Origin of the sequence: Defluviimonas salinarum, from assembly GCF_026013545.1 — a bacterium.
In the GTDB taxonomy this organism is placed as follows: Bacteria; Pseudomonadota; Alphaproteobacteria; order Rhodobacterales; family Rhodobacteraceae; genus Albidovulum; species Albidovulum salinarum.
The window spans coordinates 92774-110413 of sequence record NZ_JAPDOG010000013.1 but is presented as its reverse complement, the minus strand read 5'-3'; the positions used below and the strand labels follow the sequence as shown (position 1 = coordinate 110413).

At 68.5% G+C, this 17640-nt stretch carries 14 protein-coding genes; 5 read left to right on the top strand and 9 right to left on the bottom strand.

Going from position 1 to position 17640, the window contains the following annotated elements; translation table 11 throughout:
* Positions 1-297: 297 nt before the first annotated feature.
* The 3 genes from OM960_RS14850 to OM960_RS14840 all read right to left on the bottom strand — a co-directional run bounded on the left by OM960_RS14850 (position 298) and on the right by OM960_RS14840 (position 5057).
* On the bottom strand, positions 298-1086 hold the full coding sequence (locus OM960_RS14850) for a metallophosphoesterase (RefSeq protein ID WP_264772490.1): 789 nt from the start codon (positions 1084-1086) through the stop codon (positions 298-300).
* A gap of 28 nt (positions 1087-1114) precedes the next feature.
* A complete protein-coding gene (locus OM960_RS14845) occupies positions 1115-2209 on the bottom strand; it encodes an AAA family ATPase (RefSeq protein ID WP_264772489.1) in 1095 nt (364 codons plus the stop codon).
* A gap of 337 nt (positions 2210-2546) precedes the next feature.
* Positions 2547-5057, bottom strand: coding sequence for an adenosylcobalamin-dependent ribonucleoside-diphosphate reductase (locus OM960_RS14840; RefSeq protein ID WP_264772488.1), 2511 nt, complete (start codon positions 5055-5057; stop codon positions 2547-2549).
* 113 nt (positions 5058-5170) lie between these two features.
* Here OM960_RS14840 and OM960_RS14835 point away from each other — a divergent pair, with 113 nt between their 5' ends.
* A complete protein-coding gene (locus tag OM960_RS14835; protein WP_263337090.1) occupies positions 5171-5602 on the top strand; it encodes a DUF1489 family protein in 432 nt (143 codons plus the stop codon).
* Between the two features lie 58 nt (positions 5603-5660).
* Here the strand turns inward: OM960_RS14835 and hisG are convergent, their stop codons facing one another.
* Genes hisG through hisS form a run of 3 tightly spaced genes read right to left on the bottom strand, consistent with a single transcriptional unit; the run spans position 5661 to position 8944 of the window.
* On the bottom strand, positions 5661-6365 hold the full coding sequence (gene hisG, locus OM960_RS14830; protein ID WP_263337092.1) for an ATP phosphoribosyltransferase: 705 nt from the start codon (positions 6363-6365) through the stop codon (positions 5661-5663).
* Positions 6359-7453, bottom strand: coding sequence for an ATP phosphoribosyltransferase regulatory subunit (locus OM960_RS14825; protein WP_264772487.1), 1095 nt, complete (start codon positions 7451-7453; stop codon positions 6359-6361). Before OM960_RS14825 ends, hisG begins: the two co-directional genes overlap by 7 nt.
* Positions 7454-8944, bottom strand: a complete 1491-nt coding sequence (hisS, locus tag OM960_RS14820; protein ID WP_264772486.1) for a histidine--tRNA ligase — start codon at positions 8942-8944, stop codon at positions 7454-7456. It abuts the gene before it with no gap.
* Between the two features lie 149 nt (positions 8945-9093).
* Here hisS and OM960_RS14815 point away from each other — a divergent pair, with 149 nt between their 5' ends.
* The 4 genes from OM960_RS14815 to OM960_RS14800 all read left to right on the top strand — a co-directional run bounded on the left by OM960_RS14815 (position 9094) and on the right by OM960_RS14800 (position 11501).
* Complete coding sequence (locus OM960_RS14815) at positions 9094-9300, top strand: SlyX family protein (protein WP_263337100.1); 207 nt, start codon at positions 9094-9096, stop codon at positions 9298-9300.
* A 2-nt stretch (positions 9301-9302) separates the two neighbouring features.
* Positions 9303-9842 carry a GNAT family N-acetyltransferase gene (locus OM960_RS14810; protein WP_264772485.1) on the top strand — a complete coding sequence of 180 codons (540 nt, stop codon included), beginning with the start codon at positions 9303-9305 and terminating at the stop codon, positions 9840-9842.
* Positions 9843-9932: 90 nt separating this feature from the next.
* On the top strand, positions 9933-10340 hold the full coding sequence (locus tag OM960_RS14805; protein WP_264772484.1) for a DUF6636 domain-containing protein: 408 nt from the start codon (positions 9933-9935) through the stop codon (positions 10338-10340).
* An 87-nt stretch (positions 10341-10427) separates the two neighbouring features.
* The gene (locus tag OM960_RS14800) at positions 10428-11501 is read left to right on the top strand and encodes an AbrB family transcriptional regulator (protein WP_264772483.1); all 1074 of its coding nucleotides are present in this window, start codon (positions 10428-10430) and stop codon (positions 11499-11501) included.
* Positions 11502-11538: 37 nt separating this feature from the next.
* On the opposite strand, the gene OM960_RS14795 is transcribed toward OM960_RS14800, so the two are convergent.
* The 3 genes from OM960_RS14795 to dnaE form a co-directional block, all read right to left on the bottom strand.
* The gene (locus OM960_RS14795) at positions 11539-12300 is read right to left on the bottom strand and encodes a sulfite exporter TauE/SafE family protein (protein WP_264772482.1); all 762 of its coding nucleotides are present in this window, start codon (positions 12298-12300) and stop codon (positions 11539-11541) included.
* 214 nt (positions 12301-12514) lie between these two features.
* Positions 12515-14071 carry a phospholipase D family protein gene (locus tag OM960_RS14790; protein WP_264772481.1) on the bottom strand — a complete coding sequence of 519 codons (1557 nt, stop codon included), beginning with the start codon at positions 14069-14071 and terminating at the stop codon, positions 12515-12517.
* A 33-nt stretch (positions 14072-14104) separates the two neighbouring features.
* Positions 14105-17614: a DNA polymerase III subunit alpha gene (gene dnaE, locus OM960_RS14785; RefSeq protein ID WP_264772480.1), complete on the bottom strand. Its 3510-nt coding sequence runs from the start codon at positions 17612-17614 to the stop codon at positions 14105-14107.
* Positions 17615-17640: the final 26 nt, after the last annotated feature.

The window sequence follows — 17640 nt, the reverse complement described above, 5'->3', positions numbered from 1 at the left end:
GCAGCAGAACCGCATGATTGAACGCGTGTTGCGCACCCCAAAAAGAGCAATGAGTTCACCGGGCGACATACCGGAACCGTCCAATCGACACGAAGGGCTTACAAAGAGTACGCCTGCCGCCTCACTGCAGGACCGGCCGGTCGAGCACCGCCTCCGCCCGCTCGATCATCCGCGTGCTTCCTGTTCGAATTGCTTTCCGCGCCTCGATGCTGCCGGCTCGAATAGATGTCTAGCGGCGAGTTCGCACGCGTCCTTTCCGGGCTGTCGGGTCCCACACGGAACCCGCCCGCCTGTCTTCTAACCAACAAGTCCCGGCCATCGGTGATCAAGCACGGGCGCGCGCTCATGAGCATCGGGATATCCGACCGAGACGTTGCGCAGCTGCGTCGTGCCACAGCGGAACGATGTGCCGTGGTGGGTATGGCCGAAGAGCCAGAGGTCGGGCGCGTACTGCACGATGAGGCCAGTCAGATCGGAGGCGTAGGCCTGACCGACCTCGGCGTTGTCGGCGAGGCCGAGTGCATGGGGCGCGTGATGGGTGACGACGATGGTCCGCCCGTCGAAAGGAGCGCTCAGGCGGCTCTCGAGCCAGGCGCGATGGTCGAGGTGAACGGCGACGGTGTGCCTCGGCCTGGCGCGGCGGTATCTTTCGGCCTCGATACGGATGTAGCGGTAGTCGTTCATCCGCGCCTCGGCTTCTCGCGCGTTCTGTTCGGCATCGCCACCACCGAGAAGCATGTCCGTCCACAGGGTGCAGCAGAGGAAACGGGTGCCGCCGCGGACGATCTCCTGTTTCTGTGCGAAATGCGCCCCGGCCTCCTTGGCGATCACCGCAAGCTTGTCGTCCCGGTCCAGGCGCCCGTCGTAGTAGTCGTGGTTGCCGGGAAAGATGTGGACGCGGTCGAGCGGGATGTGCCGCCCGATCGCCTCAAGCGCCAGCTTCCAGCGCACGCGGGACTTGTTCGCGAGATCTCCGGCGATGATCAGCAGGTCCAGCCCCGAGAAATCGGCACGCTCCAGGGGATCGCGCCCGGCCTGGCGCCAGAAGTCGTGATGAAGGTCGGCAAGGATCAAGGTCTTCGTCATCTGAGTCTCATCGGAAATCGGCCGGATCCTAGTGGATGGGCGGACGGTTCTGCAGTTCGGAAATGCGGTCGAGCAGCCGGTTCAGGCTGCGCAGATCCGGTTGAGTATCCGCACGCGACAAAGCCCCGGCGATCGCCTCCACGCAGTCCCCATCGATGCCGCGGCGCTCGGCTTCCCTCTCGACGAAACCGAGCAGGTCCCTGCTCGTGAGGGGCCCGAGGCGGACCAGCTGACAGCGGCTGAGAAAGGGGGCCGAGAGCCGTCGCCAGTCGTTGGAAGTCATGACCCAGCCGATCCAGCCCATGTCGAAGCTCACGCGGAAATAGGGGCAGGTCCAGCCCCGCGCCGTCATGGGCTCCAAGAGGCCCAGCAGCGCATCGGTCAGGTCATGGGCGCGTCCCTTGTCCGACGTGACCCTGCCGGGCTTTTCGATCTCGTCCACCACGATGATCGGATTGCCGACGAGCTGGCGCAGGATCAGTTCCAGTGGACGACCCGGCCCAGCGCTGGACCAGCCGCGCTGGCAGCCCGCGACGGCGAAACCGGCGGCCTCGGCTGCAGCGTCGATCTGCGTCGTCGCGGTGCCGATCAGCGATGCCAGGCGCTGCGCCCAGGTGCTCTTGCCGATGCCGGGAGGGCCATCGAGCAGGAGCGGCCGCAGCCGGAACCCGGGCGCGCCCGAGCGCACCGAGGCGCGCATCGCATGCCAGACCGCTTCGGTCGCCGGGGCCATCCAGGGCATCTCGGCATGAAGCGCGGCCGCGAGTTCGTCGGCCCGCTGCTCACTGGGGATGGTGACGAGGCGGACCCCGTCGCGCAGGACGGACAGCTGCTCGCGCTCCTCCTTCCTGAGATGGCCCAGCCCGGAGGCCGCCTCGCGCCGGGCGACGAGCGCAGTGGCCCGGCGCCGGATGCGGCGGCGGTCGTCGTCGCCGAGATCCGTCGGCTGCCGCCAGCCATAGCTTCGGTCCTCTTCCGGCGTGTCGCTGATCGCATCGTCAGCCTGGTCTTCCGCCTTGCGCTTGCGGAGGGCCCGGAGATGGCGGCTCAGGCGGATCTCGATGTCATCCTTCGACTCCGTCTTGTCGGGGAAGCGGGCCGCGATGAAGGCGATGCGGGGCATGGGGATGGTCCTTTCCGATACGAGGGGCGGCACGCGCCGCCACGGCGCCCGCCAGACCGCATCGGTCAGGGCTAAGGCGCAGAGAGAAGAACCCGGGTGTGGCGGGATAGAGGCCATGGCGGCATGATCCGGTCAAGCCGGGGGTTTGCGGATCCCCGGCGCGGCGCCATCAAAGAGCTGCAAAGCTCTGAACCCACAGCAACACATTGATATAAAACAAAAACCACCGATCGCCCTGCGACCGGTGGTCATTTGATCTGTGCCGGAGTGGTCAAAAAACCCCGGAAATGGTCATTTATTCGTGGGTCCTACAACAGTTCTCTCCCGGCGCGACCGGTCATCCGCACTTGGAATGGCCGCAATTCGGGCAGGTCAGGCAGCCCTCGATCATCTGCATGCCGAACTGGCCGCAGGAGGGGCAGGTCGGGCCGCGGGGTGCTTCGCCGACCGCGACGACCTGCGATTTGGGGTCGGACTTGAGGCCGAGGCCCTCGCCCTCGAGAAAGCCGATCGCAATCATGTGGCGTTCGATGACGCCGCCGATCGCGGCGAGGATCGAGGGGATGTAGCGGCCCTGCATCCAGGCGCCGCCGCGCGGGTCGAAGACGGCTTTCAGTTCCTCGACGACGAAGGAGACGTCGCCGCCGCGGCGGAAGACGGCGGAGATCATCCGCGTCAGCGCCACCGTCCAGGCGTAGTGCTCCATGTTCTTGGAGTTGATGAAGACCTCGAAGGGGCGCCGGTGGCCGCCCTGCACGATGTCGTTGATGGTGATGTAGATCGCGTGCTCGCTGTCGGGCCATTTCAGCTTGTAGGTCGCGCCTTCAAGCGCCTGCGGCCGGTCCAAGGGTTCGGAGAGATAGACGACGTCGCCATGCGGCGTGAGGGGTTCGGCGCCGTCTTTTGAGAGGACTTCGGGAGCATCGCCCCCTTCACCGAAGAGGAGCCAACCCTTGGGCAACGAGTACAGCTGCCCAAACTTTTCCGCCCCGGAAGGGGTAAGTTTCTTGATGCCGGACTCTAGCTGAGACAAGTGCGGCACAGAGTAGCCAACCTTTTCCGCTATATTTGCAAGCGTTAGGTTCTTCTTTGAACGTGCCCATTTCAAACGTTCGAATGGCTCCGAGAAAACTGGCAACTCCGGCTTTTTCTCCTCGGAAGTGCTCAAGACGCTGCCGGTAACTTCATTGGGCCGGTAGGTGGTGCAGCCCTTGCAGCCCTGGTCCCAGGCCGCCATGTAGACGTCCTTGAAGGCCTCGAAGCTGATCTCCTCGGGGCAGTTGATGGTCTTCGAGATCGACGAATCCACCCATTTCTGCGCCGCCGCCTGCATCCGGACGTGGTCGAGCGGCGGCAGGGTCTGGGCGTTGACGAAATGCTCCGGCAGCGGCCTGTCGCCGAAGCGTTCGCGCCAGAGCTGGACGGCGTAGTCGACGACCTCCTCCTCGGTGCGGCTGCCGTCCTTCTGCAGGACCTTGCGCTTGTAGGCATAGGCGAAGACCGGCTCGATCCCGGACGAGACATTGCCGGCATAGAGGCTGATCGTGCCGGTGGGGGCGATCGAGGTCAGGAGCGCATTGCGGATGCCGTGTTCCGCGACCGCGGCGCGCACGTCGGCGTCCATCTGCATCATGTTGCCCGAGGCGAGGTACTTTTCCGCGTCGAAGAGCGGGAAGGCGCCCTTCTGCTTCGCGAGTTCGACCGAGGCGAGGTAGGCGGCGCGGGCGATGCGGTGCATCCATTCCTCGGTCTGCACGGCGGCTTTTTCCGAGCCGTAGCGGAGGCCGACCATGAGCAGCGCGTCGGCGAGCCCGGTGACGCCGAGGCCGATGCGGCGCTTGGCCTCGGCCTCGGCCTTCTGCTGGGGCAGCGGGAAGCGCGAGGCGTCGACGGTGTTGTCCATCATCCGCACCGCGGTCGTGACGAGATCATCCAGCGCGCCCTCGTCGAGCGCCGCGCCCTTGCCGAACGGGTCTGTCACGAGGCGGGCGAGGTTGATCGAGCCGAGGAGGCAGGCGCCGTAGGGCGGCAGGGGCTGCTCGCCGCAGGGATTGGTGGCGGCGATGGTCTCGGCGTAGCCGAGGTTGTTGGCGGCGTTGATGCGGTCGATGAAGATCACGCCCGGCTCGGCGTAGTCGTAGGTCGCGCGCATGATCCGGTTCCAGAGGTCGAGCGCCTCGACGGTCTTGTAGACCTTGCCGTCGAAGGTGAGGTCCCAGGGCTTGCCGTCCTTGACCGCCGCCATGAACGGATCGGTGACGAGGACGGAAAGGTTGAACATCCGGAGCCGCGCGGCGTCCTGCTTGGCGGCGATGAAGGCCTCGATATCGGGGTGGTCGCAGCGCATCGTCGCCATCATCGCGCCGCGCCGCGAGCCGGCCGACATGATCGTGCGGCACATCGCGTCCCAGACATCCATGAACGAGAGGGGCCCCGAGGCATCGGCCGCGACGCCCTTCACCTCGGCCCCCCTTGGCCGGATGGTAGAGAAATCGTAACCGATGCCGCCACCCTGCTGCATGGTCAGCGCGGCTTCCTTCAGCGCGTCGAAGATGCCACCCATGTCGTCGGGGATCGTGCCCATGACGAAGCAGTTGAAGAGCGTGACCGTGCGCCCGGTGCCGGCGCCCGCCGTGATGCGGCCGGCGGGGAGGTACTTGAAATCCTCGAGCGCGGTGTAGAAGCGGTCCTCCCACCGGGCGGGATCCTTTTCTACGGCGGCAAGGGCGCGGGCGATGCGGCGCCAGCTGTCCTCGACCGTGCCGTCGACGGGGGTGCCGTCCGCCTCCTTGAAGCGGTACTTCATGTCCCAGATCTGTTCGGCGATGGGGGCAGCGAAACGGGTCATCGGGCCTCGGTCCTCGGGTATCGGAAGGGGCGATCACGATACGCTTGGGCGCCGGGCCGGTCAACTTGATCTCGGGGGTGGCGCGGGTAGAATGGCAAGGTCTTGGGGGTGTCATGGCCGAGTCTCTTCATCTTCTGAAGCTCTGTGTCGGTGCGGAGAGTGTCGAGGATCTCCTCGACTGGCAGCGCACGCATCCCGCGCCCTACCCGACCGGCGAGCGGCGCCATGTCACGCGGATGTGGCCGAAGCGCGAGGCCGAGGTGCTGGCGGGCGGTTCGCTCTACTGGGTGGTGAAGGGGGTGATCCTCTGCCGCCAGCGGATCCTCAGGCTCGACGAGATCGAGGGGGCGGACGGGATCCGGCGCTGCGGCATCGTCATGGACCCGGAGGTGGTGCGCACCGAGGCGGCACCGCGGCGGCCGTTCCAGGGCTGGCGCTATCTCGAGCCAAAGGACGCACCGCGCGACCTGCCGAAGGCGCGGGAGGCCGATACGGCGCTGCCGGAGGAAATGGCGCTGGCGCTGGCCGAGATCGGGTTGCGCTGACGGCGGGCGCCGGGGGCGCTGCCCCCGGACCCCCGGGATATTTGGGAAAAGAAGAAGATCAGAGAGCTTTTGGGTCGAAGCCGAGGCGCGGGGCGAGGCCGGCGAGGGTTTCGGCGGCGCCGTTTTCCCAGTCGGCGGCGCGGGCGGCGTAGAGCGTGGCCTGGCTCTGGTGGACGAGGCCGTCGGCGAGGATCTTCAGGTGGTTGGCGCGGAGCGTCTCGCCGGTCGAGGTGATGTCGGCGATGGCCTCGGCGGTGAGGTTCTTGACGGTGCCCTCGGTCGCGCCCTGGCTGTCGACGAGCTGGTAATCGGCGACGCCGTTCCGGGTGAGAAACTCGCGCACGAGGCGGTGGTACTTGGTGGCGATCCTGAGCCGGTGGCCATGGCTGCGGCGGAAGGCGGCGGCGGCGGCGTCGAGATCGTCGAGCGTGTCGACATCGGGCCAAGAGGCGGGCACCGCGATGATGAGATCGGCATGGCCGAAGCCCATCGGCGCAAGCTCGGCGACCTGGCGGTCCCAGTCGGCGAGCTTGTCGCGCACGAGGTCGGAGCCGGTGACGCCGAGATGGATGCGGCCCGCCGCGAGCTCGCGCGGGATCTCGCCCGCCGAGAGGAGGACGAGGGCGAGGCCGTCGGCGCCCTCGACGGCGCCGGCATATTCGCGGTCAGACCCGGTGCGGCGCAGCGTGATGCCGCGGCTCGCGAACCAGTCGAAGCACTGTTCCATGAGCCGGCCCTTGGAGGGGATGCCGAGTTTCAGCATGACGCGCCCTCCGTCAGGTCGGCGACGAGGCCGGGGCGGATCACGCCGCCGACGGCGGGGATCGAGCGCCCCTGACCGAGGACCTGGGTCAGCGCGTCGTAGCGCCCGCCCGAGGCGATCGGCGGCAGGTCGGGCCCCCTGCCGTGGAAGGAAAAGACGAAGCCGTCGTAATATTCGAGCGTGGTGCGGCCGTGCGAGGCTTCGAAATCGAGGGTGTCGACATCGACGCCCTTCGCGCCGAGCGCGTCGAGCCGCGCCTCCATCCGGTCGGTGGCGGATGCGATGGCGGGCATCTCGCGGGCCAGGTCGCGCAGATGCGCGAGCGCGGCCGGGCTTTTCGCAGAGAGGTTCAGGAGGTCCTCGAGGCGGGCGACCTCCTCGGCGGCGATGGGGGCCGCCTGAGCGTCGGCCTCGAGCGCCGCGAGGCGGGCGGCGATCTCGGCGTCCGAGCGCAGGCCGATCCGCGGGGCGGTCGTCAGCGTCTCGCCGGCGGCGAGGGCGGCGAGGAGGCGGGCGCGGGTCTCGGGGACCGGGGCGCGGCCGCCGAAGCGGTCGAGGAGCTGGGTGAACCGGCGCGGCCGCCAGATGTGGCGCAGGAGTGCGGATTTGCGGGACTCGAGCGTCCTGAGGCCCTGCACCGCCGCCATCAGGATCGCGATGTCGCCGGTGACGGCGCGCAGGCGGAGGGGCGCGAGAAGGTCCGCGAAAAGCGCGAAGACCTCGGCATCGGCGAGCGCCGGGTTCGCGCGGTCGAAGACCTCGTAACCTACTTGGAAATACTCGGATTTCCGCTCGGTCAGGTGTTCCTGCTTGCGAAAGACCTCGCCCATGTAGCAGTAGCGCGCGGGCTCGGCGCCGCCCGACATGTGCATCTGCACCACCGGCACGGTGAAGTCCGGGCGCAGCATCATCTCGCCGCGCAAGGGGTCGGCGGTGACATAGGCGCGCGCCCTGATGTCCTCGCCGTAAAGGTCGAGAAGCACCTCGGCGGGCTGCAGGATGTCGGCCTCGACCGGCACCGCGCCCGCCGCGCGGAAAGCGGCCATGAGGCGGTCGGCCTCGGCCCTGGCTGCCCCTTTCAGCGCCATTCAGGCGATCCCCAGAAGGCGGCGGACCTCGGTGACGAGGGTGTCGCGCGGAACTTCGGTCTGGGCGGGCTGGCTCTTCCATTCCTCGTGGCTGACCTCGGCGGCGATCTTTGCGCCGAGGAAGAGGTCCTTGAGCTGGACGACGCCTTTTGCGGCCTCGTCCCCGCCCTGGATCACGGCGACCGGGGAGTTCCTTTTGTCGGCGTATTTCAACTGGTTGCCGAAGTTCTTCGGGTTGCCGAGATAGACCTCGGCGCGGATCCCGGCCTGGCGGAGCTCGGTCGCCATCTTCTGGTACTCGGCCATGCGGTCGCGGTCCATGACGGTGACGACGACGGGGCCGCGCGTGTCGGCCTCGACCCGGCCCTTGGCGCGGAGCGCGGCGAGGAGGCGGTCGACGCCGATCGAGACGCCGGTCGCGGGCACCGACTGGCCGGTGAAGCGCTTGACGAGATCGTCGTAGCGGCCGCCGCCGGCGACCGAGCCGAACTGGCGCGGGCGGCCCTTCTCGTCGAGGATCTCGAAGGTGAGCTCCGCCTCGAAGACCGGGCCGGTGTAGTAACCCAAGCCGCGGACGACTGCGGGGTCGATCACGATGCGGTCGGGGCCGTAGCCCTGGGCATCGAGAAGTTCGGCAATCTTTTCAAGCTCGTCGACGCCTTCGGTGCCGATGGCGGAGCCGCCGGCGAGCTCGCGGAGACGCGCCACGGTCTCGGCCCCGGTGTCGCGGCGGGCGGACATGAAGCCGAGGACGACATCGGCCTGCGCCTCCGAGAGCCCGGCCCCCTTGGTGAAGTCGCCGCTGTCGTCCATCCGGCCCGCGCCGATCAGGGCGCGCACGCCCGCCTCGCCCAGCCGGTCGATCTTGTCGATGGCGCGCATGACGATGCCGCGCTCGTGTTCGAATTTCGACGGGTCGGCAGGATCGAGGACGCCCGCGACCTCCATTACACCATTCAAAACTTTACGATTGTTTACCCGAACGACGTAGTCGCCGCGGGGGATGCCGACCTCTTCGAGGGCGTCGGAGAGCATGGCACAGATCTCGGCGTCTGCGGCGACGGAGCCCGACCCGACCGTATCCGCATCGCATTGATAGAACTGGCGGAATCGCCCCGGTCCCGGCTTCTCGTTGCGCCAGACCGGGCCCATCGCGTAGCGCCGGTAGGGCGTCGGCAGGTCGTTGCGGTACTGCGCGGCGACCCGCGCCAAGGGTGCCGTCAGATCGTAGCGGAGTGCCAGCCAGTCGCTGTCCTCCTCCTGCCAGGCGAAGACGCCGTCGTTCGGGCGGTCGACGTCGGGCAGGAATTTCCCAAGCGCCTCAACGGTTTCCACGGCCGAGGTCTCCAGGGGATCGAAGCCGTAGCGGTGATAGACGGCGGCGATCCGGTCGAGCATCACCTTGCGCTCCGTCACCTCGGCGCCGAAATAATCGCGGAAACCCTTGGGCGTCTCGGCCCTCGGTCTGCGCGGTCCCTTGTCCTTGGCCATGATCCGACCCTTCACATCTCGATGCGCGCGGGTGTAACGGATGGGGGGGACGGGAACAAGCGGCTGCGGGGGACGGAGTCCGGCATCCGCGCCACGACGGCAAAACGTATGGCAGGCGTCGGGCCAGCGGCGGCGGCACGGGAGGAGCGATGAACGAACGGCTGGAAAGGGCGGAGGAGGAGATCGCGCATCTCAGACGCGCGGTCGACGACCTCTCGGACGTGATCGCGGCCCAGGCGCGCGAGATCGAGGTGCTGACCCGGCGCGTGCGGCTCCTGATGGAGCGGGCGGCGGAGGCGGAGGCCGAAGCCTCGGGCGCGATCCCGCTCGCCGACCAGAAGCCACCGCACTGGTGAGCATGGCCGCCATCGCCGCGCCGGTTCCGGAGTTCGATACGCCACGGCTGTCGCTCCGGAGGTGGCGCTCGCTCGCCCCGGATGCCGGCCGACGCGCCGCGCTCGAGGCGGAACTGGGCGCAGTCCTGACGCCGCGCGTGCTGGCGCATCTGCCGGTCTCTCTGCAGCTTGGGCCGGGGCCGGACCCGATCGCCGGATGGATCGACGACCGAGTTGCGGAAAGCGATCTCTTCGTTGCGCTCACGCGGCCGGAGGGCCGCATCGCGGGGGTTCTTATCCTTGCGGCGTTCCGGGCGGACGGCGGGGTGCCAGAGATCCATATCGGCTACCTTCTGGCCGAAGCGCACTGGGGCAAGGGGCTCGCGACCGAATTGCTCACCGGGCTGATCGGCGCGGCGGGTGCGGCCGGGCCGCTGCTTCTTCTCGGCGGCGTCGACCGGGCGAACTCCGCCTCGGCACGGGTGCTCGAAAAGGCCGGGTTCCGGCGCGATCCCGATCTGTCGGACGGCGCGGCCGACCTCTTTGTCCGCGACCTGCGGTGAGGCCCGCGCCGGGACCGCCTTCTCTGATGACAACACGCGATCCGGGTGGCAGGCTGGGTCCACACGGACCATATCGAATGGGGAACGACCATGTTGCGCCCTGCCGTTCTGATCCTCCTTCTCGGCCCCCTGCCCGCCCATGCCGACATCTGGACCTTCGAGACCCCGTCGGAGAACATCCAGTGCACGGTGGGGATGGAGGTCGGCATGTCCGACATCCAGTGCACGATCATCGAGCGGCACGGCGCGCCCGCCCTGCCGCGTCCGGCGGATTGCGCCTCGGACTGGGGGCACAGCTTCCTGATGCTCGACCGGGGACCGGTGCAGATGCTGTGCGAACCGCTCTATCGCGGTCGCGACGGCTTCCACAGGGCGGACTATGGCGTGACCGGGACGTTCGGCGGCTTCGTCTGCCATTCGTCGCAAAAGGGGCTCGAGTGCCGCAACCGGGACGGGCACGGCTTTTTCCTGTCGCGCGCTGTGCAGACGGTCTTCTAGCGCCGGGCGCGGGGCTTGCCCTCGGGCGCCGGCGCTGACACGTTGACGGGAGGGGTCGCGGCCGCGATCCGCGATGCCGGGATATCCATGCGCCACCTGATCGACCGCCTCCTCGGCGCTCCGCACTGGCCGACGGTCGGACTGACCTATGCGCTCGGGCTTGCCGGCGGCTTCGGCGCGCAGGCCTTGCACCTACCCTTGCCGATGCTCCTCGGCTCGCTCCTCGCGGTCGGCGCGGCGGCGGTCGGCGGCCTGAAGCCCTTCGGCCACCTGCCGCAGGCGCCGCAGAAGATCAGGATGGTCTTCGTCCCGGTCATCGGCATCGCCATCGGCGGCGCGGCGCGGCCCGAGATCCTTGCCGAGGCGCCGCGGTGGGTCCCGTCTCTGCTGGCGCTCTGCCTCTTCATCCCGCTGGTGCATTTCCTCGGCTTCCGGCTACTGACCGCGACCAGGCGGGTCGACCGGCGGACCGCCTTCTACGGCACCGCGCCGGGCGGGCTCGTCGAGACGGTGCAGATGGGCGAGGAGGCGGGGGCCGACGTGCAGATGCTGGCGATGCTGCAGTTCCTGCGGCTGATCCTGACCATCGTGCTGGTGCCGGTCGCGTTTTCCTGGATGGAGGGCCATGCGGTCGGCTCGGCGGCCGGTGCGGCGGTGGCGGGATCGGCGCTCGGGGTCCGGGACGTGGCGGTGCTGGCGGTGGCGGCGGTGGCGGGTGCTCTCATCGGGCTCAAGCTCCGGCTGCCGGCGGGCCATGTGCTGGGGCCGATCCTCCTGTCGGCGGCCGCCCACATGGCGGGCTGGACCGAGGGCGTGCCGCCCGGCTGGCTCCTGGCCGCGGCGCAGGTCGTGGTCGGCACCTCGCTCGGGGTGCGCTTCGCGGGGATGCCGAAGGGGCGGATCCTCGTGGCGCTCAGGCTCGCGCTGATGAACGCGGTCATCACCATCGGGACCGCGGTCGGCTTCGCCCTCGCGCTGGCGCCCTTGACGGGCGAGCCGGTGCGCGCGGTGTTCCTCGCCTTCGCGCCGGGCGGGCTGATCGAGATGGGGCTGATCGCGCTCAGCCTGAAGATGTCGATCCTCTACGTCACCGCGCATCACCTCGTGCGGATCATCCTCGCGGTGAGCTTTGTCCGGGCCTTCGGGGGCCGCATGGAGTAACGCCTAGACCGGCGAGGCCGAGGCGCGGCGGCGGGCCTCACATCGTCGCGAAGCGGTAGGCGGCGATGCCGATCGCCAGGAGCCCGACTGCAACGGTCAGCGGCCGGTGCGGCACCCGCGCGGCGAGCCTTCCGCCGAAGATCGCCGCCGGAACGCCGCCCGCGACGAGGCCGGCGACCGAGCCGATGAGCGAGCGCCACTCCATGTCCGCGCCCCAGTGGCCGGCATGAAAGCCCAGCGTCAGGACCGCGAAGACCACGAAACTCACCACGAATTCCGAGAGGTTCGACGATCCCACGGCATGCCGGGGCGGCACGCCGGAACCGAGCAGGCCGGTCGTGACGACCGGGCCCCAGCTGCCGCCGATCCCCTCGATGGCGCCGCCCGCGAAGCCGATCAGGCGGAACCGGCCGGCGGCGACGAGCGCGGGCGCCCGGCCGCGCCAGGCGCGGACCAGGACGAGCGCGCCGATCGCGAGAAGGTAGAGGTTGGTGAGCCAGAGCAGCAGCGCCCCCTTGAGCGATGTCAGGAGAAGCGCGCCGAGGCAGCCGCCGAGCGCGCCCATCACCACGACCGGGCGGACCACCCGCCAGTCGATATTGCCGTGCAGCCAGTGCGAGGTGGCCGAGGTGCCCGAGGTCGGCAGCTTGGCGGCATTGACGCTGGCCGAGACCAGCGGCGGCGGCACGCCCTGGGCGAGAAGGACGGCCGAGGAGATGACGCCGAAGCCCATGCCGAGCGCCCCGTCGACGAGCTGCGCGAGGAAGCCGACGACGGCGAATGCGATGAAATTGTCCAATTGGAGAGATTCCGGAACACCCGAAGGCGGCATGGGCGCGAAGCTATCCGGGCCAATGGCGCGCGCAAGCCCCATTCGGAGCGGCGCTTCGGAACGCTTTTCCGAAAATCGCCACAATGATCGCGGCATCGTTCCGAAAAACAGCCCCGGTCAGGAACTGCTCAAAACGCTGTCCCGCTCCCGGCGCAGGACCGGGAGCGGAGCCGACGACGGATCACAGCATCCATTCGATCGGCAGCCAGGCGACGGCGGCGACGAGGGCGCGGATCGTCCAGGAGGTGTTCGGCTCGCGCCGGTAGTCCGTCCCCTTCCCGTCCGCGAGCGCCTCGTGCCAGGTGAGCTTGCCGCCAGCGTCGCGGGTGACGCGGTAGGCTGCGAGGGGAACCGTCGTGTCGAAGCTGTCCTGCATCGAACCGGCGAGGCGCGGGCTGTCGATGAGGAAGCCCATTTCGGTGTTCAGCCGGGCCGAGCGCGGGTCGAAGTTGAACGAGCCGATGAAGATGTGGCGGCGGTCGTAGGCGAAGCTCTTGGCATGCAGGGACGAGGTCGACTGGCCGAGCATGCCGAGTTTGTCGATGGTGCGGCGCTCCTCGATCCCGGAGCGGAGCTCGTAGGTCTCGACGCCGCCGTCAATGAGCTGGTCGCGGTATTCGACATAGCCGGAATGCACCACCGGCACGTCGGTCGCCTCGAGCGAATTGGTGAGCGTCCGGACCTTGATGCCCTTGTCCGCGAACCGGGTCAGCGCCTCGGTTCCCTCGCGTCCCGGGATGAAATAGGCCGAGACGAGATCGAAGGAGGTTTGCGGCGGCGGCATGTCGCGCCAGAGCCGGGAGATCAGGAGGTCGTCGCCGTTCATCGGGCCGAGCCCCTTGGCCGGATCGTCGGAAAAGAGCCGCACGGGCACCCATTCGAGCGCCAGTGTGCCTGCGGCGAGATCGCGCGCGAGGGTCGTTTCGGTCAGCGCCCGCAGGTAGCCCGCGAACTGCTCGGAGGCCGCCGCCTCGGCGGCGCGCGCGGCGAGCCGGCCCTCGCTGCCCGGTGCCGGGGCGATCAGCGACAGTGCGGGGTAGGACGAGCGGCTGTTCCAGTAGCGATCGAAATCGGCGGCGACCTCGGCGGCCGCGGGGCCGACGGCGAGCACGTCGAGATCGAAGTAGATGCCCGCCGTGCCGGTCTCGAAATAGACATCGCCGATGTTGCGGCCGCCGATGATGGTCGCAGCGCCGTCGACGGTGAAGGACTTGTTGTGCATCCGCCGGTTCAGGCGGGGAAAGTCGAAGAGGTAGGAGGCGAGCCGGGGGGCGCGCAGGGTGAAGGGGTTGAAGATCCGCACCTCGGCGTTCGGATGGGCGTCGAGGGCGGCAAGCTCGGGGTCGAGCGCGGGCGTGCCGTTGTCGTCGACGAGGAGACGGACCCGGACGCCGCGGTCGGCGGCATCCTGCAACTCCTTCAGGAGCGTGAGGCCGGTCATGTCGTCGGCCCAGATGTAGTACTGCGCGTCGATCGTCTCCGCCGCCGCCCGCGCCATGAGCGCGCGCGCGGTATAGGCGTCGAGCCCCGATGACAGCGGATAGACCCCGCTCAGACCCGCATGGCGTGCGGCGGCAGACAGGACGGCCGCGCCGAACGCGGTTGCGGGCGACGCGGGGCGGGCCGTGGACTCCGTGCGGCCATCGAGCGGCGCAAGCGGAAACGCGAGCCGCGCCAGAATGATCGCGACGGCGCCGACAAGAACCAGGAACACGGTCCAGCGGAGCAGTTTCATCATCGCTTGCCCTCTCGATGGGACCGCCCGCTGCGGTCAGACCTCCTCGACCAGGACGACGCCGCCCATCGCCTTGATCGCGCCCTTGATCTGGGGATTGACCGGGAAGTCGCGGCCGGCCGAGACCTCGACCTCCTCGCCGGTCTCGCGGTCGGCGATGCAGAAGCTGATCGGACCGCGGGAGCGGATCTTCGCCTCCTCGACCATGCGGGCGAGCAGGGCCGCGACCGAGGCGACGGCGGCCTCGCTCTCGATATGGATCTTCAGCCCGGCGCCGCCGGCATCGGCGACCGCCCCCTCCATCGGCGCGACGGAGCGGGCGACGGGGTCGAACTGGCCCTCGTTGAAGCGGGCCTCGAGCGACATCACGACGTGGTTGGTCTGGTCGAAAACCTTGCGGCAGGCGTCGAAATCCTCGGGAAACAGCGCCATGCCCGCGACCTGCCCGGTCGGGTCGGAGATGTTCATGCGGAAGAAGCGGGTGCCACGCGCGGACTTGCGGTCCTGAAGGCCGGAAACGAGGACGCCGACGCGCGACACCGCCGCGCCGTCGCGTTCGGCCTTCTGCTGCAATTCGGCGAGCGTCAGCATCCCCTTGCGCTTCAGCGCCGGGGCGTAGTCGTCCAAGGGATGGCCGGAGAGATAGAAGCCGATCGCCTGGTGCTCCTGCGCCAGCCGGTCGGCCGGGAGCCAGTCGTCGCCGGAGGGCAGGCGCGGCTCGGGCAGGTCCTCGCCCGCCTCGCCGAAGAGCGAGACCTGAGCCGAGGCGCGGCCCTCGTGGATCGCCGCCGAATAGGCCGACAGCGCGTCGAGCGCGGCGAAGACGCGGGCGCGGTTGGGATCGAGCTGGTCGAAGGCCCCTGCCCGCGCCAGCATCTCCAGCGAGCGCTTGCCGATGCGCTTGAGATCGGCGCGGCGGGCGAAGTCGTAGAGCGTGGCGAAGGGTTTCCCGCCCCGCGCCTCGACGATGAGCCGCATCGCCTCGACGCCGACGTTCTTGAGCGCGCCCAGCGCGTAGACGATCTGGCCGTTCGTGACCGAGAAGGTCGCCTCGGAGCGGTTCACGCAAGGCGGTACGATGGTGATCTCGAGCCCGCGCCGCACCTCCTCGGCGTAGATCGAGAGCTTGTCGGTGAGGTGGATATCGCAGTTCATGACGCCTGCCATGAACTCGACCGGGTGGTTGGCCTTGAGCCACGCCGTCTGGTAGCTGACGACGGCATAGGCGGCGGCGTGGGACTTGTTGAAGCCGTAGTTCGCGAACTTCTCCAGAAGGTCGAAGACCTCGCCCGCCTTCTTCTTGTCCACCCCGTTGGCGGTGGAGCCCTCGATGAACTTCGGCCGCTCCTTGGCCATCTCCTCGGCGATCTTCTTGCCCATCGCGCGGCGGAGAAGGTCGGCGCCGCCGAGCGTGTAGCCGGCCATGACCTGGGCGATCTCCATCACCTGTTCCTGATAGACGATGATGCCTTGCGTCTCTTTCAGGATGTGGTCGATGGTGGGGTGGATCGATTCCAGATCCTTCACCCCGTTCTTGACCTCGCAATAGGTCGGGATATTCTCCATCGGGCCGGGCCGGTAGAGTGCCACGAGGGCGACGATGTCCTCGATGCAGGTCGGCTTCATGCGCCGCAGCGCGTCCATCATGCCTGAGCTTTCCACCTGGAACACGGCGACGGTCTTGGCGGCGGCGTAGAGCTTGTAGGTGGGCTCGTCGTCGAGCGGGATCGCGTTGATCTGGTCCTCGGCCCCCTCGGGCGGGGTGTAGAGCGTGCGGCCGTCGGCGGCCTGATGCAGGTGGCGGCCGCCCGCGCGGATGAGGTCAACGGCGTTCTGGATGACGGTCAGCGTCTTCAGCCCGAGGAAGTCGAACTTCACGAGGCCGGCCTGCTCCACCCATTTCATGTTGAACTGGGTCGCGGGCATGTCCGAGCGCGGGTCGCGGTAGAGCGGCACCAGCTCGTCGAGCGGCCGGTCGCCGATGACGACGCCGGCGGCGTGTGTGGAGGCGTTCCTGAGGAGCCCCTCGATCTGCTGGCCGTAGTCGAGCAGCCGCTGCACCACCTCCTCGGCGCGGGCGGCCTCGCGCAGGCGCGGCTCGTCGGCGAGCGCCTTCTCGATCGAGACGGGTTTCACGCCCTCGACGGGGATCAGTTTCGAGAGCCGGTCGACCTGGCCATAGGGCATCTGCAACACGCGGCCGACGTCACGGACGGCGGCTTTCGACAGGAGCGCGCCGAAGGTGATGATCTGGCCGACCTTGTCGCGGCCGTAGCGTTCCTGGACGTAGCGGATCACCTCCTCGCGGCGGTCCATGCAGAAGTCGATGTCGAAGTCCGGCATCGAGACCCGCTCGGGGTTGAGGAAGCGTTCGAAGAGGAGCGAGTAGCGCAGGGGATCGAGGTCGGTGATCGTCAGCGCATAAGCCACGAGCGAACCGGCACCGGAGCCCCGGCCGGGACCGACGGGGATGTCGTGGTCCTTGGCCCATTTGATGAAGTCGGCGACGATGAGGAAGTAGCCGGGGAAGCCCATCTGCTCGATGATGCCGAGCTCGAAATCGAGGCGCTTCTGGTAATCCTCAAGGCTGACCGCGTGGGGGATGACGGCGAGCCGCGCCTTGAGCCCCTCGTTCGCCTGGCGCCGCAGTTCCTGCACCTCGTCATCGGCGAAGCGCGGCAGGATCGGCTTGCGCTTGAAGGCGGCGAAGGCGCAGCGGCGCGCGATCTCGACGGTGTTCTCCAAGGCCTCGGGCAGGTCGGCGAAGAGCGCCGCCATCTCCTCGGGCGATTTCAGGTAGTGCTGCGGCGTCAGCCGCCGGCGCTGCTCCTGCTGGTCGACATAGGCGCCCTCGGCGATGCAGATCAGCGCGTCATGCGCCTCGTACATGGCCGGTTTCGGGAAGTAGACGTCGTTTGTGGCGACCAAGGGCAGGCCCATCGCATAGGCCATCTCGACATGGCCGCGCTCGGTCAGCCGCTCGGCCTCGGTATACTGGCCGCCCTCGCCGGGATGGCGCTGCAGTTCGACATAGAGCCGGTCCGGGAAGGCCGCGGCGAGGCGCTTCATCAGCGCCTCGGCCTTCGGCCCCTGCCCTGCTTGCAGGAACCGGCCAACGGGGCCGTCGGGGCCGCCGGTGAGGCAGATGAGCCCCTCCGAATGGGTCTCCAGTTCCTCCGCCGTGACATGCGGCAGGGCGCCGTCCTCGCGGAGGTAAAGGCAGGAGTTGAGCTTCATCAGGTTCATGTAGCCCGCCTCGTTCTGGGCGAGCAGAACGAGCGCCGCGGGCGGGCGGGGCTTTTCGCCCGGCTGGGCGGGATCGTGGTCGAGGGAGAGCTGGCAGCCGACGATGGGCTGCACCCCGGCCCCCTTGGCGATCACGGAAAATTCCAGCGCCGCGAACATGTTGTTCGTGTCGGTCACGGCGATGGCGGGCATGCCCATCTTGTCGCAATGCCCGACGAGCTTCTTCACCGGCACCGCGCCTTCGAGGAGCGAGTATTCGGTATGGGTGCGGAGGTGAATGAATCGCGGCGCCTTGGTCATGGCCGGACCCTAGCCGAAGGGCGCGG

Bases quoted from the DNA above. Each gene is read 5' to 3' on its own strand.
- OM960_RS14850 (WP_264772490.1), bottom strand. From the start codon at position 1,086: ATGACGAAGACCTTGATCCTTGCCGACCTTCATCACGACTTCTGGCGC.
- OM960_RS14835 (WP_263337090.1), top strand. From the start codon at position 5,171: ATGGCCGAGTCTCTTCATCTTCTGAAGCTCTGTGTCGGTGCGGAGAGT.
- hisG (WP_263337092.1), bottom strand. From the start codon at position 6,365: ATGCTGAAACTCGGCATCCCCTCCAAGGGCCGGCTCATGGAACAGTGC.
- OM960_RS14825 (WP_264772487.1), bottom strand. From the start codon at position 7,453: ATGGCGCTGAAAGGGGCAGCCAGGGCCGAGGCCGACCGCCTCATGGCC.
- OM960_RS14815 (WP_263337100.1), top strand. From the start codon at position 9,094: ATGAACGAACGGCTGGAAAGGGCGGAGGAGGAGATCGCGCATCTCAGA.
- hisS (WP_264772486.1), bottom strand. From the start codon at position 8,944: ATGGCCAAGGACAAGGGACCGCGCAGACCGAGGGCCGAGACGCCCAAG.
- OM960_RS14810 (WP_264772485.1), top strand. From the start codon at position 9,303: ATGGCCGCCATCGCCGCGCCGGTTCCGGAGTTCGATACGCCACGGCTG.
- OM960_RS14805 (WP_264772484.1), top strand. From the start codon at position 9,933: ATGTTGCGCCCTGCCGTTCTGATCCTCCTTCTCGGCCCCCTGCCCGCC.
- dnaE (WP_264772480.1), bottom strand. From the start codon at position 17,614: ATGACCAAGGCGCCGCGATTCATTCACCTCCGCACCCATACCGAATAC.
- OM960_RS14790 (WP_264772481.1), bottom strand. From the start codon at position 14,071: ATGATGAAACTGCTCCGCTGGACCGTGTTCCTGGTTCTTGTCGGCGCC.
- OM960_RS14800 (WP_264772483.1), top strand. From the start codon at position 10,428: ATGCGCCACCTGATCGACCGCCTCCTCGGCGCTCCGCACTGGCCGACG.
- OM960_RS14845 (WP_264772489.1), bottom strand. From the start codon at position 2,209: ATGCCCCGCATCGCCTTCATCGCGGCCCGCTTCCCCGACAAGACGGAG.
- OM960_RS14840 (WP_264772488.1), bottom strand. From the start codon at position 5,057: ATGACCCGTTTCGCTGCCCCCATCGCCGAACAGATCTGGGACATGAAG.